Raw genomic sequence first — 18,287 nt, 5'->3', positions numbered from 1 at the left:
TCATACCCTCTAAAAAAGTTATTTAAAATATCTGCTCATTATTTTTATCTTTTTGTGCATCCTTTTGCGACTTGATGCGTGTTAGAAGTAAATAAGATTTATAGAGTACGGTTATGTTGGACGTTTTTACTCACTTTGCAAACTGGTTAAGTTACGACATTTTGCAATTACGCATGGATACACCACTGGCAAAAGGTATTCATTTTTTCATAGAAGATACCAGTAAAATCTTGGTTTTGTTGGTCATACTTATCTACATTATCTCAGCGCTTCGTGCCAGTTTAAGTGTGGATAAAGTGCGTGACTACCTGCAAGGAAGAGCCAAAGGTGCCGGTTATTTTCTGGGTTCTTTACTCGGTGCTGTCACTCCATTTTGCTCGTGTAGCTCTATCCCGTTATTTATGGGTTTTGTCTCAGCTCGAATTCCCATTGGAGTCACTATTGCTTTTCTCATTACCTCGCCGCTAATCAATGAAGTGGTGGTAATCATGCTAGGTAGCGTGCTTGGCTTAAAATTTACGGTTATGTACGTTTCCCTTGGCCTATTACTTGGCATGCTAGCGGGCTTCTTATTAGATATGTTTGGCGCTCATCGTTGGCTACAGCCATTTCTAGCCAAAGCGTATCAACAAGATATTCAGCAGCATGGTCATACTGGCAACCTTGCTGCTACCTCAAGTAAAAAAACCTTAAAACAACGACATCAATTCGCCATCTCTGAAACCGCAACGATTGTGAAACGTATCTGGATTTGGGTATTGATTGGTGTGGGTGTCGGCGCATTTATCCACGGCTACGTGCCGGCGCACTGGCTTGAGGCGCACTTTTCTAACGGTCAGTGGTGGTCTGTACCTCTTGCAGCACTGGCAGCTATTCCAATGTATAGCAATGCAACGGGGATTGTTCCCATCATGGGCTCGCTGATTGATAAAGGCATGCCTTTAGGAACAACATTGGCGTTTTGTATGGGCGCGGTAGCGGTCAGTTTGCCGGAATATATGATGCTAAAACAAATAATGACCGTGCGCTTACTTGGGGCTATTGCCGCTTATCTATTGGTTTCCATCTCTATTATTGGTTGGTTATTTAACTTCTTTTATTAATGCTTTGTCTAAAGGTGTACATTATGAAAAACATTAAAGTTTACGGTTCAGGTTGTCGTAATTGTGTGACAACGGCAGAAAGACTATCTCAAGTAGCACAAGAACTTGCACAAGAGGTAAAGATTGATAAGGTGACAGATCTTGAAGCGATCATGACAGCCGGAGTATTGAGTACTCCGGGTATCGAAATAGATGGTGTGGTCAAACACACAGGCTCGGTACCCAGTATTGAGCTTGTACGAGAACTGTTAAAATAACACTCTATGGAAAATGAAGAGAGATGCGCTCTCTGCATTTTCCATAGATTCATACCAGTCACACTAAGTAATTGAATCGTTATTAAGTACGATTGGTATCATCCATTGCTGAGACCGAAAAATGAAATGCCTAATCACTGCATGGAATGATGCAGAGCCTAGTTTGTATCGTTGGGTACTAAAACAAACCAATAGCCCTGATGAAACTGACGATATTATGCAGGAGGTCTTTCTCAAAGCGATGAGAAATAGCGAGCGGTTTTGTACCCTAGACGATGGAAAGTCTTGGTTATTTAAAATGACGAAGAATTATCTGATAGATACATTAAGACGTAGATTTCAAACTGTTGATCTCGATGATATTTCAATAGATAAAGACATCACACCTGCAATGGTTCAATTGCAACGATGCTTACCCAAAGCGTTAACCAAACTCAGCGACCAAGAGCGTGATGTCATTGAACAGTGCGATCTCGATAACGTCACACAAAAGCAGTATGCAGAACAAAAGCAATTAAGCCTACCTGCGGTAAAAGCCCGATTGCGTCGAGCACGTATTTCACTAAGAAATATCTTAATTACCGAGTGCAATGTGGCGAAAAATCAGAAAGGGAAAGTTTGCTGTTTTAAGTCATATCAAGTAACGGACTAACTGGAACTTACTCGCAGAAGGCATCAAGGTTCACATGATCAATCACCCCGCTAGAGACTGATATTATACCAATCACACTGAGTAAGTGATAAAAAAATAGCGCAGAAAAAGAAAAACCCCGAGAGCTTTCGCTCTTCGGGGTTATGACCTTACTTGCAGCAATCCAGCTACTAAAAGTGCTCCATGCATCTATTCCATGATAAGTATGCTTATCCTAAGCTTAATCCTTTCACGCCTTCCTAGCGGTGTCCAAAGCCCCATCCTGGCAGACCAATATCCTTACTGGTATTACTCACTTGTTCCTTGAGCGGTGTCCCTGACATCATCCTGATGTTAATCCTTTCCTCTATCCTAGAGGTGTCCATTGCTGTCCTTTGCAAGCTACCATCCTAGTAACTTCTGTGTCCGTACAATGTCCTAAATCCTTTTCAACAACCTTCCTAGCTGTTGCTCTTCATCCTGAAGATTCCTTAATGCCTGCTCCTTGCCGACAACTAAAGTTTCGCTCTTTTTCAGCTCACCTACAATATAGATAGGACTTTTTTAACCTGCTCATTTTATAGCAAAAATACAAGTTCTCTTTTGTTTCAATCACTTAGCATATTTTTGTTGTTTATTCTGATCAATAGAGTTTCATTTGTCCTACGTCTTTGTGAGAGATCTCTCACAAATTGAGTAGTCATTTATGTACCTATTGCCTAAATATACGATTCCACTCACCCCTATTTAGCCTCGCTTAGCCATAAAATTCATCACGAATTAATCCTTGGTGACTGAATAAAACCAATAAAAACATGAATGACTCACTCAACAAAATCACCTTTGCACGCAATACAAAATCTCGCACACATCGCAAAATATAGAAATTTCATAATGAATAATTACATATGACTACTGAATAGTATTGCTATTTACCCATTTACTAACGTATTCTTCTCAACTCTAGATAATCAAAAATAAAAACTAAGTTTTCACATTAACCTTATCAGCAAGCGTGAGCCCAATAATGCAACAAAATAGCGATACTCAATCGATACACAACCATGATACTCCACCTCGAAAAGGTAATTTTTGGATGTTTTTCATCCCCTCTCTGATTGGCTTATTCCTGTTTATGGCGCCGATCAGCTACGATGGGAACCTAACAATACCTGTGGCTGTACTAGCGAAAATGCTGCAATCTGGATTGGAAAGCCATTTAATCGGTATCATTAGTTTTATCATTGCCACAATGGCGATCGTATCTTTAATTTGCGCGATAAAAACCCCACACTTTGTCGAGAAAAATGCGTTTCTTAATGGCTTATTAAAGCCTTCTGCATTGTGGTTAACCGTGAGAGTCATTGGCGGTGTTGCGGTTGCAATGACCTATTTTCAAATCGGCCCAGAAGCTATTTGGGAAGAAAACACCGGAGGCTTAGTGTTAGATGGGCTTCTTCCAACCTTATTTTCTGTATTCATTTTTGCTGGACTGCTACTGCCACTACTGCTCAATTTTGGTCTGCTGGAGCTATTTGGCACTTTACTCAGTAAGATCATGCGTCCGCTGTTCAACTTACCGGGGCGTTCGGCAATAGACTGTATTGCTTCTTGGTTGGGTGATGGCAGTGTCGGTATTTTGCTGACCAGTAAACAATACGAAAAGAAATTCTATACACAACGTGAAGCTGCGGTTGTCGGCACCACTTTTTCAGCCGTTTCAATTACCTTTAGCTTAGTGGTCATTGCGCAGGTTGAATTAGAGCATCTGTTTTTGCCATTCTACGGTGCCGTCTGTTTAGCTGGGCTCGTAGCGGCTGTTATCATCCCTCGTTTGCCACCATTGAGCCGTAAAAAAGATCTGTTCATCGATGGCACAGCGCCTAAGCATGATGCTAATACTCTCCCGAAAGGCCATAACACCTTCTCTTGGGGAATGGACTTGGCCTTGACCAAAGCAGGCCAAGTTACCTCGGTGGGTAACGTTGCCAAAGAGGGCGTTAAAAATGCCGTGGATATGGTGTTTGGCGTACTGCCTGTCGTAATGGGACTTGGCACAATCGCACTCGTCATTGCCGAATACACGTCTATATTTGCCATTTTAGGTAAGCCGTTTGTTCCTTATTTAGAGCTTTTGGCAATTCCTGAAGCGGCGGCGGCATCACAAACTATAGTGGTGGGTTTTGCTGACATGTTTATCCCTGCCATATTAGCCGCCTCTATCGATAGCGAATTAACTCGCTTTGTGATTGCTGCAATGTCTGTGACACAGCTTATCTATATGTCCGAAGTCGGTGCATTGCTACTAGGCAGTAAAATCCCCGTCAATATTGGCGAGCTCTTTATCATTTTTATTTTGCGTACTTTAATTACCTTGCCAGTGATTGCAGGTGTTGCCCATCTGATTTTTTAAATCTTATGTTTGTCGTCTAAAAGAGTGAAAACGCCCCTATCTAAAGTGCACTTGCAGATATTGGGGCGTTTTTATTGTTCATAGAGCCAATTACTCGCCTATAAATGAGCTGCCTCCCAACCTTGTATCGCCACTTTCCTATCGCTACCCCAGCGGAACTGTCCGATATCCCCATCGCCTCGAATGACGCGATGGCAGGGAATTAAAAAGCCGATTGTATTTGAGGCTAAGGCGCTTCCGACCGCTCTTGAAGCTTTGGGGGAACCTATTTTTTGCGCCACTTGTGCGTAGGAAAGCAGCTGTCCCGGTTGACTATGAATTAATGCCTCCCAAACTTTCACTTGAAAGTTTGTTCCCTTTACTAACAAATGAATTTTATTGCCCTTTCCTGAAAATATCGTATCCGATATAGAATGCGCATCTTGCGAGTAAAAACGAGCCAGAGGCCATTGCTGTCTTAAAATGGCCACGGTTTGGCAGACGTCTTGTTCAACAAATTGCAAAAAGCAGATACCTCGGTCTGTCCAGCCAATCACCGCCTCACCAAAAGGCGTCAGTGCTGCGCCATATTTAATGTGCAAGTCAGCCCCCAAATTCTTCGCTTTACCGGGCGTCATTGCCTCACAAGAAACCAGCAAATCGTGTAACCGTCCCGTTCCAGATAAGCCCACATGATCGGCCGCTTCTAAAAGCGTATCTGAGGTTTTTAATACTTGTAATGCCCGCTGCTTGGTCATGGATTGCATAAATCGCTTTGGCGAAATACCCGCCCACTCGGTAAACACACGTTGCAAATGAAATTCACTTAAATGAACGTGCTCTGCGATTTCAGACAAACTCGGCTGATGCTGTATATGGTGTCGAATATACACAATCGCTTTTTCTACGGTTTGGTAGTGTCGCTGTTGGTTAGTGTTCATGTTGTTCCTTTCGATTCGAGTTCAGTATTTTGTTCACTGAAAATCCGGTGACCAGCATAGTCCCTCCAATAACAAACAGTGCCCCGAAAGCGGTATTCCATCCCACACTCTCATTTAAGAATAGGTATCCCCAAAGAATGCCAAATAAAGGAATTAAAAATGTGACTGACAGTGCGGACGGCGGACCCACATCTTCAATTAATCGAAAATACAGAAGATAAGCAAGCCCAGTACACACCACACCAAGTAATATAACTGAAATGGATATTTGCAGATCAGGCATGACTCGAATTGGCATAAATGGCAACAAAGGTAAGATGATCAAACACGCTGCCCACATACTGCCATGTGCATTATCAAACGAAGATATTTTGGGCGCATTCTTCGCGTAATTACTGGCAATTCCATAACAACACGCGGCCATCACTCCTGCCAACATAGCCACGCCAGATCCTTGGGCTAAATGGCTTTGATCAAAACCGACTAAGATAAAGACTCCTATCACCCCACAAATTAAACCCATCACAATCTTTAAGGTCGGCACACTCCGTGAGCAAACGATCGCGATAGCGGCTCCCCAAATGGCTGCCGTTGAGTTAAGGATAGAGAGTATGGATGCCGGTAATGTTTGTGCAGCATACGCAAACAGTAAAAAAGGTAAGGCGGTATTAAAAAAACCAATAATAAAGAAATGCTGTTTATGGGCAGAAAAGTTAACCTTTTTTTTCATATAAAGCGCCACCAGCAGCAGACTGACCGCAGCAAAAAACACCCGTGCTTCCATTAAATAAGCAGGCCCTAGAGCATTGGCAGAGATTCGCATAAACAAAAACGAACCTCCCCAAATTGCCGCAAGGCATATCAGTCGTAGCATACTTGGGATAGTCAAAATCGGGGGCCTTTTATCGTCATCAGAGGCGGTAAGTGTGAGTCTAAATGAAAAGAGACTCAACCCGATTCTTGCTCAGCTTACTGAAAGAGAACGCACAAACATACGCCGTAATCCATAAAAGCCAATTTCGCCATTAAATCGATATAGAAATTTAACAAATGTGATGTGACACTGAATTCACAACAATTGATTTACAGTTTTCACATATAGTTAAAAATAATGAAACCTTTCGGTTAAACAATAAGTTAATATGAATATAGATGTGTAATCTATATGCTTTTTTAATGTCTACTGATAGGGATTTCAGCCGATGAAAAAACTCTGCTTAGCTGCTTCAATGTTATTAGCAATACCAAGTGCTTCACTTGCAACAGAAAACACTGCATTTCACTCCCACTTGTACGGGGGAGTCAATATAGGGTTGACCAACTGGGGCGGACTCGGCACCGGTGTTACCAATGTCACTAGTGTCGACGATCCTGACTTTGCTTGGGGTGCCTTTGTCGGCCTACATACGCTGCCATGGCTTGCATTTGAATTAGGCTACCAAAACCTTGGTGAAGCCGATCTTACCGATGTTTCGGGAAGCTATGATGCACAAACCATTAACTTTACTGCTAAATTTTCTCATACCGTTGTCGAAAACATTTCTATTTACGGAAAAGTAGGCACGCAATGGTACGACTGGAATGCCAATGGCTCAAACGTTGCTGAAAGTGATACTGGATGGACTCCTCATTTAGGTATGGGGCTAGAGTACAAGTTCAATCAACACTGGTCCGGCGCTTTAGATTACACATGGTACAACGATGTAGGTGGTCCCGATATCAACTACTTCGGTATCGCAGCAATCTATCACTGGCACTAAACACCAAACAAATACCATTTAATTGCTCTCCAAGATGGATGGAGAGGATTTGTTTCACTCAGGAGGAATATCGTGAAATATAAACTAATTGCATTAACTGTCAGTGGCGTTCTACTTGCTGGATGTGGCAGTGATAACGAAAACCGAGTCGAACCAACTAGCACCTCTGTACAAGCCTTTGATGGCGCAATTCGCTTTTTAGATACGTATATGGATTGTGGTGATGGCGAGGAGTTTGTCGGCGAAACTGGTGGTCAAGGCACAATCAATATAGGTAAGGGCAACTTCCCTCTCTTTGATGAAGATCCGACACAGTGTGATTTCTTCTTTGGTGAATCTCGCTTTGGCGTTGGCGGTGGTACCCAAGACGCTATCGATGAGAGCAACGGTAAAGAAATGACCAAGGTGTTGTATACAGTACCTGGAGAGCTTATCACCAAAGGTAAACCGATTGCAGGTACGCCATATACCACGCTGGTTGCACAAGCCATTGCAGAAGACACATCTGGTTTAACGGTGAATGAAATCATCGACCAAGTTTTTGCCGCAACTCTGCCAGCAGGAACAACACTATCTAGTGAGCAAAAACAATTGCTACTGAGCGATCCACAAACCGCTCTAGATAGCATGGATGACACTACCTCAACCAATGTCCAAGCCTCGACTATGATTCTTTCTGATGCCATTGTCGGTGCAGCTGCACAAGCAGAGAGCGGTCAAACACGTACCGTGGCGGACATCGCGAATGTGACGCAAACCATAGCCACCTCTTTAGCGGCGCAAGAGAACTTCCCAACCAATGCCGACGGCAATCCGACCTATGTCGACTATACCGAAGATCTAAATGACAGTGACTTCTTCGACGAAAAAGTTGCAGACGATCCGGACCCTGAAGCTGACTTACCTCCAAGTTCAATCGGTGGTAGTGACGCACTACAAGAAGGTGAAGCGATCACTGACGACTTACCACCAACAGACATCCCTCCAGTGGATGAAGAAGAGCTACCGCCAACAGGTGGTACCGGTGGAACTGAAGGCTAACTAAGCCCCTAAACAACGCCTCTTAATAGAGGCGTTGTTTATCCACACTGACTCGCTCTACTCACACTTCAACTGATTCTTAGGATATGGATGTTCCTATGCCCACTAAATTATCTGTCCCGGCTATTTCTCGCACAGTGAGTGCCTCTTTACTCGCCAGTCTCTGTTATCCTGCATTGGCTCAAGTGGATGTTTTGCCTTCTCAACAAGGTTTTAGCGGACTTATTTTTACCCCCAACGCACAAACTCTAGCAACAGGGCGCGGCAGTGCCCAATTTGCCCAAGGCGTTCCCTATAAAAATAGCATTGCCGAGCTAGATAGTTGGTATGTGAATGCAGGGGTATTTCCTCACTTAGAAGTCGGCAGTCGTATCGTTACATCAACCTACGATTGTAATGGTTACTTTGACACCGGATGTGGCATTCGCGATCTATCCGCTACCGCTAAACTTCAGATGCCGTATTTAGAAGAATTCTTAGGGTTTAACCTAGCATTTGGCGCTCAAGATATTGGCGGCGCTGCTAGTAACTTTGATGCCTATTTTGTGGTTGCCGATACTGAAATAGACGCATTAAATCTTCGCCTTAGTGGTGGTTATGGAAAGTCTGAGCTCAGCCTTGGCGTTCTTGATGGTGCATTTGCGGGCGCCGAGTGGCAACCCTTTGACTTTCTCCAGTTCGCTGGCGAATACGACGCTCAAGAATTTAACGCTGCCGTGCGTGTCATGACCCCAAAGGATCTTCTTCCTTATGGGGCTCAATTGGCCGCTCAATACCAGCTCTATTCTGGACATGAAAATCAAGATCAAACCTTATGGGGAGTGAGTGCGTCTGTGCCCTTCTTTGGAGATACCTTCACTCGCCAAAAATACTCTGACTTCAAACCTGATACTCAAGCACAACTGAAAAGTCAGCTGACACAAAACGAAGCCAGCAGTCTTACCCAACTTATTGGTAAATTAGAGCAAGAAGGGTTCGTCAATATCCGAGTAGGTAGCAATCTCGATACCTTGGTCGTTGCGTTAGAAAATAAACGTTATTTACACAATGCGATGGACGGTGCGGGAGTTGCATTGGGCATTATTTCTGCCTATGCCGGCGAAGGGGTGTTTTCTGATCTTCCAAGAGGCACTAGCAAGGCGCAAAAAGTGGATTTGGTATTACTGAAAAACAAACTGCCAATGTTGGCTATCAATACCGAATTACAATGTTATCGTGATTTTCTGCAACTCGGCACCGAATGTTCTCACACGGCATTTTCCTCTGAAAACCTCACCGATAAACTGGCAATGACTACTTGGCTCTACGAAGTCAGTAACGACGGATTTGGTTATAGCGAACTTACTTTTGCGCCAGTAATGAATTATGCCGTAGCCACTGAATATGGTTTCTTTGACTACTCCATTGGCCTAGGTACCAACTTGTACACACCTTTATGGAAAGGCGGCGCTATCGATGTGCGCCATATTTTACCTATCACTAACAGCGATGATTATGACGACGGGTATTATGAGCCAGGCGCACTGGAAAACCAAATAGACCGCGCCTTGTTTCATCAAGCCTTTAACCTTCCTGCGGATATGATGACGCAATTTAGCTTAGGTTTAGTTCGCGGGGATTATTATGGCGGACAAAATGAAACCCAATGGTATAGCCCGCAAGGAATGCATAACTTAGGTTTTGAAGCCGGTTACTTTACCGCGAGCGAAAGCACCGATCCTGAAGCCCGTACTCCGATGTTAGCCCACTATCGTTTATCGGTTGCACAATGGAATTGGCAGATGCAAGTTCAAGGCGGTGAATTTTGGGGTGGTGATCAAGGAGTAAAAGCGACCTCTAGCCATTGGCTTGGAGACACTCGTTTAGATGCCAGTTATCTTAACAGTGAAAGTGAGCAATTTGTCACCTTTAACGTCTCCGTTCCTCTGACCTTTTGGCGTGGAATGCGTCCGCAGCCTATCACAGTACGCGGTACAAGTGAGTGGAACTTTAGCGTACAAACACGCGTAGGAGAAACTCATAATAAGCTCAATACTGGCTTAGGTAAAACGGCCAGTAATTACCATAATTTAGACAGGCAGTATTATGATCGAGCCAGACTCAACCCCAATTACTTCGAAAACAATCCTATACGTCTAAGAAATGCGTATTTACGTTACCTAGACGAAGTGGTGTACGAATAAAGCTGTTCTATCGGGGGCCTATCCGTATAGGCTCCCTATTTTGACTCGCCATCCAGATTAATACGCTCTGCCATACCTTCCCACATCTGTGCCTTTTCTTTATCGGCCATCGGATTTTCTGGTGAACGATACCACTGTGCTAAAAACATTTGAGCTCTCACACAGCGCTTATTTGCAGCGTGCTCAATCAGTTGGATGCCTTTGTCCATATTACTGGCAATACCAAAGCCTTCAAATAACGCAATCCCTTGTTCGTATACGGCCTGCTCATCCCCATGATGCGCGTCATACGCATTTGTCCAATAACGATGTTTATCTTGAGAGATCAGTTCATCATTAGTTTGCCTACACACCCTAAGAATCCCTTCAATGCCCTCAATACTGTCTTGCTCAGCGGCTTTTTCATACCAATAGATGGCTTCTTTAGGCTGCTTCGCTTCGCTCATTTTAGCCAGCGCTAACTGAGTGGGCAGATGGCCATTATCAGCCAGTGCAATTTTCTCCTTATGGGCTCTTACGCGTTCAGCTTCCGCCTGCTTGGCTTGTTCTTCCGTATCTATTCTTCGTTGTTCAGCACGCTCAGAGCGCTTTGCCAACCCTCGAGCAACACCTAAGAATAGGACCATAAACAGTAAAATCGCTATCCCTGAAGCCATCATTTCCGTGACTGTTAACATGCGCAACCCCTATCCATATAACTCCTACCCATACCACCAGCAATGTGCACACTCTCGTTTATTTCTGTTCTATTAATGTGTCTGCTGAGCACTGTCTGGCGTAATGATATCTATTTATTATAGTTCATATGCGCTCATTCTTTGTACAAGTGGCAAACTCGCTAGCTCAGCATAAAAAAAGCCAGAGCAAGGTCTCCCTTCTCTGGCTAATAGGACAGAACAAATTTTATAATTAAATTAAGTGCTCACACAGTCATATTACTGGCTTCTGTGCGTTTCAAGAGCATCAATGTACACTTGTTGAGCACCTTTTATCTGTAATTCTTTGGCTTCGTCTAACAACGTCAATGCCTTGGGCATATTATCTTCATCGACCGCTTTCCGAATGGCGTTGTAGTAATATTCCTGCGTTGATTTCTCAACGGTTGCATCAAGCTGATGAGTCTCTTCATTTTTCCATAACCCTGAGTCGGCCCCTTTTACTTCAACCAACAATTGACCCGTGCTGACATGGGGCGTTGGAATATCCTTAACTTCTGGCAAATAATTGCCTTTCCCCTCTGCCATCGCTCTGGCTGGGTGAATTCGATCGGTTGTTTTCGCAAGCTCTGCTGCCGTGGTATAAATCAGCATAGTGACGGTTTTTTGCGCCACCGGTGGGGTGAGTCTAAATTCGGCTACTAAGCGATCTCCCCATGCTAAACGAGGACGACGGTACTCGAATTCCGAGGCATCGTATTTATCAATCACATTCCCAGCATGATCAACAATCAGCACCTCTGGAGAAAAGAATGCGTTATTGGTCATATTGCTAGTAATAGAGATATCAAGCGGTCCGCGATCTGAGGGAATATCAAAGGCCACCACGGGGCTGTCAATCAAAGGGGTGCTTAACACTTGGGTATATTTATCAATGGTCACCAGTGCTTGTGTATCCAGTTTAAACTGAGATGTATTGAGAGATGCCACCGATGTTACTACCGCCTCAGAGCCCACTTGATGAAGCGCCTCTTGCGTAGCACACCCTGTTAGAGCCACACAGCAACTCAAAAACAAAGCTCGTAATTTCATGGGGATCTCCATTGTTATACCAATCGTAGTCATTAACTTGTCAATCAAGTCGGTTGCTTGATGACAGGAATGGGTTTTATTTTTTTAATCACTTTAAAAAGAACGTCCTTTTATAACAAATCGTTCACACTAAAGCCCTTAAAAAAATAGCCGACGGCAAGTCGGCCATTTTACTTCGCTATTTCATATCAATGGACTGTGATTACCACCATGCTTCCGCTTGGATACCTACCACGTATTCAGTGTCGTTACCTGTACCAAAGGCATCATCATTTTCTGTATCTAAGATGTAAGAGCCGTATACGCGGATTTCAGGACGAGCCCAGAAGCTGCTTCCCATTGCCCAAGCTTGAGCGACGGTGAATTTCGCGTTACCGAAGTCTTCAGTACTACCGTTACCTAGGCGTTCACCTGCGTTGTAACCACCTTCAAATACTGTGCGCATTGTGTCGTTCCACTTATACATAGGACGAACCACTACCGAGTATTGATCGATATCGTATTGTTGGCCTGTACCATCGCCGATATCTTGACCTGCTAGGTATGCTAACTGATGACCCATTTCCCAAGAGTCGCCCATTGAAATCACACCCCAGTTAATCAAACGGTAACCCGTTGAATCGTTGTATTGGTCTGTGCCACGAGCGTAGTATGAACCTGAGCCCCAGAAGTTAGCCGCTTGTACACCGTAGCCAGCTGTACCGTACTGGAATACGGTTTGGTTGAAGCCATTACTAAGACCTTGCTGAAGAATCGCAGTTGCAAGTAAACCATCATCCGCTTGTTCTGAAACAGCGCCACCAGTATCTTTATCCATTGCAAAGTTATAGGCCAATGCAATTTCTAAGCTCGCATCAGACCATAGGCCAATGTTTGCTAAACGAGCATCTAAGATATAACCCGAAGAATCACTGTTGTTTGGATCGGTGCCAACCGTTGTATTGTCACCATCTTGGATCAGCGCAAGAGACAATTTCTGATTGCCAATAGAGAGGTTTTCAATACCACCACCCGTACCCGATGTATTTAGGTAGTAGAAGTCGGTAATGTGAATGTCTTTACGTTGGTAGTAAGTTTTACCTGCCCAAAGCGTTGCACCGCGATCAAAAGCTAACGCACCTTTCGCTTTAACGGCAAACTGCGCCACGTTAAAGTCTGCATCTTCCCAGCCATTTGCGCCGGGCGCCCCAGAGGCAATCATGGATTCAATGCGCCAGTTTATTTCACCGGTTTGCAAATCTTGAGAAAGCCCAAACTCAGAGTAGTTGTCATTCTCGTTACCTAGGCGACCAATACCGTTTTTGTTTACAGAAACATCTGAACCACTGTTACCGCTAATGCCAGTACCAGCGCGCATGTAACCGTTGAAATCTACAGCGAGTGCAGACGTTGAAAGTAGAGCAGCAGAGACTGCAGCTGTTAGTAGGTTTACCTTTTTCATTCTCGTTAACTCCCGAAACGATTATTATTTTTCTAATACATTCTTCCTTGATTAACAGTCCGTCCGTTAATACAGCCAATTTAGAATGCCAGTACACAACTGTTTTTATTTGACGGACTGATGGTAGTGCGATTTGGGATTAACGTAGTCCTCCTCCTTCTTTGAAATCGTGGGGGAAGTAGAGAATTTTTCAAAGGCGTAGTTCAAGCGGGTTGTCGTCTCGATCACACATTTAAGGAGGAGATTTTCACTTTCCAACGATAGGGATCACAATCAAAAATCCACAAAGATAGATCCAGATCTCGATTTAATTCCCGGCTAAGTCAGTTAAAAATCTTTATATGAAAATGAAATTCGTGATGTCGATCGTTTGCAAAGTCATCTTCTCTGCCGTGCCACCATTTTGCTTAGATCAGCTCAATTTTTAAAAAGGTTAGCTCAAGCGTATCAGTACCGATAAGGAAAAGAGTGACAACTCAATATTTTAACTAAAATACGGCTTAGAACAGCGTCAAGGGCACAATCCCTATTGCGTTAAAAGATTAAACCTTTTAACGTATCACTCAAACCATTCACAAAATAAACAAAAGATATTAACTAAGAATGAGTAGCAATAAATCGCGTCCCTATCCGCTGGGCGCTGAGTTAGATAAATGTGGATGTAACTTTTCTATTCACGCCCCAAGTTGCAAAGACATCGCTTTGGCGCTTTTTGATGCCAACGGAGAATTCACCGCCTACCCTATCACCAGTAGCTATGCGGGCATTAAGCACATTTACATTGAAGGGGTAACTCACGGTCAAGAGTATGGCTTTATTGTCTATGACCAAAACAACGAAAAAATCCTTCTCTCAGACCCTTACGCTAAAGCCATCAGCAAGCCACTTAGTTATCAAACGCCATTCTCAAATGAGACCAATTGGTCCATGGCGAAATCCGTTGTCACCTCATCAGAATTTGATTGGCAACAATCAGAGCACCCACGCCTCACACGCTCTGAAATTGTATTATTTGAAACGCATACCAAAGGCTTAACCAAGCTGAATAAAAATGTGCCAGTGGCACAGCGAGGGAAATACCTTGGACTCGTCAGCGATGAGATGCTGAGCTTTTACAAACAGCAAAACATCAATTGCCTACAATTACTTCCCGTTGCGGCTTGCATGCATGAGCCTCACCTACTGAACATGGATAAGGTTAACTATTGGGGCTACAACCCTTTTGTCTTTATGGCACCCGATCCTCGATACGCCGAAGTGGATGCAGTCCATGAGTTAAAAACGACCATTCGAGAGCTGCACAAAAACGGGATTGAAGTGATTTTGGATGTGGTTTACAACCACACCGCAGAAAGTGGTGATGGTGGTCCAGTCTTTAATCTAAAACTGCTCGATGAACGGTACTACCTAAAACATGGCTGTCACTACGCTAATTTCACTGGGTGTGGCAACACAGTCGATTTAAACTATCAACCCGCATTAACTCTGGTGATGGATACGCTTCGTTACTGGGTGCAAGAATTTAAAGTTGATGGATTCCGCTTTGATCTGGCCGCCACACTAGGACGAAATGGCGACAACTTTAATCGCGAAGCCGCGTTTTTTAAAGCTGTGGCTCAAGACCCTGTATTAAAAGAAACAAAGTTAATTGCCGAACCATGGGATATAGGTCCAAACGGATATCAAGTTGGCAATTTCCCTGACGGTTGGAATGAATGCAATGACAAGTTTCGTGATATTACACGCAGTTTTTGGCGTGGCGACCAAGGTTTTTTAAAAGAGTTTGCCACTCGCATGATGGGCTCAAGAGATATCTATAGCGCGAGCCGTTGGCCACATAAAATGACCGTCAACTACATTACTTATCACGATGGTTTTACCATGCAGGACTTAGTGTCCTACCAGCTGAAACACAACGAAGAAAATGGTGAAAATAACCACGATGGGCACGGCGACAACCGCTCAGATAACTTTGGCATAGAAGGCGAAACCCAAAGCCCTGAGACTATTGCATTGAGAGAAAAGCGTAAGCGAAACTTTATGAGTAGCTTGTTATTCTCATTTTGCATCCCTCACATTCTGACGGCTGACGTCGTATCACACAGTCAAAAAGGCAATAACAATGCGTATTGCCAAGACAACGAAATCAGCTGGTTAAATTGGCAACTTGAAGAACGACAGCAATCATTCAAGCAATGGTTATCCAACATGATAGCGGCGCGCCATGAACATATGATTCCGTTTATTGAGGCATTTAGTGGCGAAACTCGCAATGACAACCGAGTCAGCTGGTACCGCCCAGACGGAAACTTGATGGAGATGAACGATTGGAATCAGCTGAACGCCGTATCTTTAAAACTGGGAATTGCGACCGATGGTGCTGAATTACTTTACTATATTAATCAGTCACAAACGCCTGTTCGCTTTAGGTTGCCAGAGGGTGGCATTGAGCGTTGGTCTCTCATCTGCGATACCGCTGAAACCGAGGTTGGTCAAGGCGAGATAGATAAAGATACCCTAGTACAACCTCAATCTATGCTCATTTTGAAAGCTCAAGGACCACTCAAGATTCTGCCTGTTAAACAGGAAGTACTTGAAGCATAACTAAAATAACAAGCAATGATCTCAGAGTTACTCTGAGATCATTATTGCAGTTAATCCACAATGACATACAATCGTGCACTAGATATCGTAAATATCATTTTGCGCCAATATGAACACACTCAGCTTGATCAGCCCTGCAATTTGTATATGATTGCCAGCTACTCAAATTGAACAAAAAATAATCGGTTCATGTTTTGACGTTTTCCGTCAAACACAATAGACAACAAACAATATGGCTTTACCAAAAACAATCATACGTCTTCTCCGACCCTATGTGGTTGTACTCGTTACCATTTTAATTTATGTGGCTTATCAACATTATCATAAAGTTGAAAGCGAAGTGATTTCACAGTCTCATGCTAACTTGAGAACTGCGACCAAACTCATCCAAACACAATTAGAAAGCAGCCGTAGCAGCATCACTTCTTTGAATAAAGCCTTACTCTTAAAAAACGAACAAGAAGCCAACCAACAAGCTATTGAGCTGATTTATAGCACTGAAAACTATAACGATATTCTGCGATACAACCCTAAAAAACAAACCGCACTCTCTGAGTCTGACATTGATATCGCCCAACACAATCATAGCCAGCCTAAACGTATCCGTATGGATAACTTGACCTGGACGGATATGAGCTTCATGCACAACAACTATCAAGTATCCAACCTCTATCAAAGCCGTAACAACCGTTGGGTTATCGCCGTTCGTGAAAAATATCCTAAACGGTTAGAGCAATATGTCATCGAGTATGACTTGTGGTACATGAGCCAAACACTCATTGATTTACAGACTATGAGTACTGGGAATGTCTTTGTCGCTGATCGCGCGACGGGGAAAATTCTGCTGCATCCAAATCCAGACCGCATAGGGAAAAGTGCAAGCGTATATCGCTATGCGGTTGCAGGAAAAGTGATACAAGATGATCGCAGCGCTCCCGTTAGCTACTATTTTGCCAAGCAACCCAAGTTTAGCTTCGACCCCCAAGATAATATGGTCAATGACGATCCATCAGGAGAGGTGACGTATTTCTTTAAAAGTGACCCTAAACTGGCGGTTTACAACGCAAGAAACAGCCTAAATTGGATTTATTTTTCAGCAACATCACGTTCTGCTCTGTTTTCTCATAGCTATTCACTGCTTCTCATTTTCGTGCTAACGGCCACACTATTGTTGATCGTGGTGGCCTACAACTACCTTAATAGAGAGTTACAAATTGAGCTGACCAAACTGGCACGATCGACGGATTTGTATGAATTTAGAAAGCAAGTCAACGTATTGCTTTCAAGGTTTTGCTCACGCCATCGGGTTCAGCTGTGTTTGTATAACCATGATAGCCATACGTTTTATAGTATCGGTCACTCCGGTGAAGAACATGCCATAAGCATGGATAAAGAGTATGCATTAGATTTACTCAGCAGCGACATTCAGTATATACGTAACATCGAACAAGACCCTCTCGCCAGTCAAATACAAGTAGACAAGGCCTTCTATCGCCTTCCGCTATTAGGACACAGTGGCTTACTAGGCGTTATTTTTGTCGAAAGCCGTACTCGCACATACGCCAGTTTAGTAAAATTACTGCGCACTTATATTGAAACAGCGCTGAGCAATGTACTGCTTCATCGCCAACTTTCATTGCGCGACAGTGCCACTAACCAAGACAATTTATTTACCTTACGCAATAAAATTAGCCGCTATAAAGATCATAAAGACGTGTATTTACTAACGATGGATGTGGATGATCTAAAAGGAGTGAATTACCAGTATGGTTATACGTGCGGTGATCAACTTATTCTGGAGTTGACCGACATCATTAGTGCGCATTTCCCTTCTGCTTTCACCTTATCCACAGCAAGGGTCAGTGGTGATGAATTTTGTGTACTCTATCATGCGGATAATCAGCAAATGGCCTACTCATTGGCTGATAGCTTGCGAGATGCCGTGCAAACGCATCGCTTTAAATTTGATAATAGCACCATTCGCTTCACCGTCAGCGTTGGTGTCTCCCAACTGCAACTCTCAGTTGATCAAACACTGACTACCTCATTACAAGCAACAGAACGCAGTAAGAAAAAAGGTAAGAATCTGACCATTATGAACGTGACCATTTAGGTATTGCATTTACCTTGTAAGATATTTTTTATATCTTACAAGGTAGTCCGTCTCATTGTGCACTATCTTTGTT

The 18,287-nt window shown here is 43.5% G+C and carries 14 protein-coding genes; 9 read left to right on the top strand and 5 right to left on the bottom strand.

The genetic code is table 11. From position 1 onward, the window contains the following. Positions 1–113: 113 nt before the first annotated feature. From VEZ01S_RS09575 to VEZ01S_RS09560, 4 genes are all read left to right on the top strand, one after another. Positions 114–1,103, top strand: coding sequence for a permease (locus VEZ01S_RS09575; RefSeq protein ID WP_021713839.1), 990 nt, complete (start codon positions 114–116; stop codon positions 1,101–1,103). Between the two features lie 23 nt (positions 1,104–1,126). Continuing rightward, positions 1,127–1,360, top strand: coding sequence for a thioredoxin family protein (locus VEZ01S_RS09570; RefSeq protein WP_021713838.1), 234 nt, complete (start codon positions 1,127–1,129; stop codon positions 1,358–1,360). A gap of 133 nt (positions 1,361–1,493) precedes the next feature. Continuing rightward, entirely contained in the window at positions 1,494–2,012 is a 519-nt protein-coding gene (locus tag VEZ01S_RS09565) for a sigma-70 family RNA polymerase sigma factor (RefSeq protein WP_084621696.1), read from the top strand. A 1,006-nt stretch (positions 2,013–3,018) separates the two neighbouring features. Continuing rightward, the gene (locus VEZ01S_RS09560) at positions 3,019–4,404 is read left to right on the top strand and encodes a YjiH family protein (RefSeq protein WP_040890637.1); all 1,386 of its coding nucleotides are present in this window, start codon (positions 3,019–3,021) and stop codon (positions 4,402–4,404) included. 98 nt (positions 4,405–4,502) lie between these two features. Here the strand turns inward: VEZ01S_RS09560 and VEZ01S_RS09555 are convergent, their stop codons facing one another. Both VEZ01S_RS09555 and VEZ01S_RS09550 read right to left on the bottom strand, forming a co-directional pair. Then, positions 4,503–5,324, bottom strand: a complete 822-nt coding sequence (locus tag VEZ01S_RS09555; RefSeq protein ID WP_021713835.1) for a methylated-DNA--[protein]-cysteine S-methyltransferase — start codon at positions 5,322–5,324, stop codon at positions 4,503–4,505. Beyond that, positions 5,314–6,213 (bottom strand): DMT family transporter, encoded by a 900-nt coding sequence (locus tag VEZ01S_RS09550; protein ID WP_021713834.1) that lies wholly within the window; start codon positions 6,211–6,213, stop codon positions 5,314–5,316. The genes VEZ01S_RS09555 and VEZ01S_RS09550 overlap by 11 nt, the downstream gene beginning before the upstream one ends. A gap of 313 nt (positions 6,214–6,526) precedes the next feature. On the opposite strand from VEZ01S_RS09550, the gene VEZ01S_RS09545 reads away from it, so the two are divergent. The 3 genes from VEZ01S_RS09545 (at position 6,527) to VEZ01S_RS09535 (ending at position 10,308) form a co-directional block, all read left to right on the top strand. Next, positions 6,527–7,084 carry an outer membrane beta-barrel protein gene (locus VEZ01S_RS09545; protein ID WP_021713833.1) on the top strand — a complete coding sequence of 186 codons (558 nt, stop codon included), beginning with the start codon at positions 6,527–6,529 and terminating at the stop codon, positions 7,082–7,084. Positions 7,085–7,156: 72 nt separating this feature from the next. After that, positions 7,157–8,125: a hypothetical protein gene (locus tag VEZ01S_RS09540; protein ID WP_021713832.1), complete on the top strand. Its 969-nt coding sequence runs from the start codon at positions 7,157–7,159 to the stop codon at positions 8,123–8,125. Positions 8,126–8,223: 98 nt separating this feature from the next. Further along, positions 8,224–10,308, top strand: coding sequence for a YjbH domain-containing protein (locus VEZ01S_RS09535; RefSeq protein WP_021713831.1), 2,085 nt, complete (start codon positions 8,224–8,226; stop codon positions 10,306–10,308). Between the two features lie 35 nt (positions 10,309–10,343). Here the strand turns inward: VEZ01S_RS09535 and VEZ01S_RS09530 are convergent, their stop codons facing one another. The 3 genes from VEZ01S_RS09530 to lamB form a co-directional block, all read right to left on the bottom strand. After that, a complete protein-coding gene (locus tag VEZ01S_RS09530; RefSeq protein WP_021713830.1) occupies positions 10,344–10,985 on the bottom strand; it encodes a tetratricopeptide repeat protein in 642 nt (213 codons plus the stop codon). Between the two features lie 258 nt (positions 10,986–11,243). After that, a complete protein-coding gene (locus VEZ01S_RS09525; protein WP_021713829.1) occupies positions 11,244–12,056 on the bottom strand; it encodes a MalM family protein in 813 nt (270 codons plus the stop codon). Between the two features lie 202 nt (positions 12,057–12,258). Continuing rightward, a complete protein-coding gene (lamB, locus tag VEZ01S_RS09520) occupies positions 12,259–13,497 on the bottom strand; it encodes a maltoporin LamB (protein ID WP_021713828.1) in 1,239 nt (412 codons plus the stop codon). Positions 13,498–14,100: 603 nt separating this feature from the next. Between lamB and glgX the strand changes: the two genes are divergently transcribed. Then, entirely contained in the window at positions 14,101–16,101 is a 2,001-nt protein-coding gene (glgX, locus tag VEZ01S_RS09515; RefSeq protein ID WP_021713827.1) for a glycogen debranching protein GlgX, read from the top strand. A gap of 274 nt (positions 16,102–16,375) precedes the next feature. After that, positions 16,376–18,214 carry a sensor domain-containing diguanylate cyclase gene (locus tag VEZ01S_RS09510; protein WP_021713826.1) on the top strand — a complete coding sequence of 613 codons (1,839 nt, stop codon included), beginning with the start codon at positions 16,376–16,378 and terminating at the stop codon, positions 18,212–18,214. Positions 18,215–18,287 lie beyond the last annotated feature (73 nt).

It is taken from the genome of Vibrio ezurae NBRC 102218 (assembly GCF_000467185.1).
In the GTDB taxonomy this organism is placed as follows: domain Bacteria; phylum Pseudomonadota; class Gammaproteobacteria; order Enterobacterales; family Vibrionaceae; genus Vibrio; species Vibrio ezurae.
Note: the sequence above shows the minus strand (reverse complement) of the source record. Positions and strands in the feature narration are given on the sequence as shown.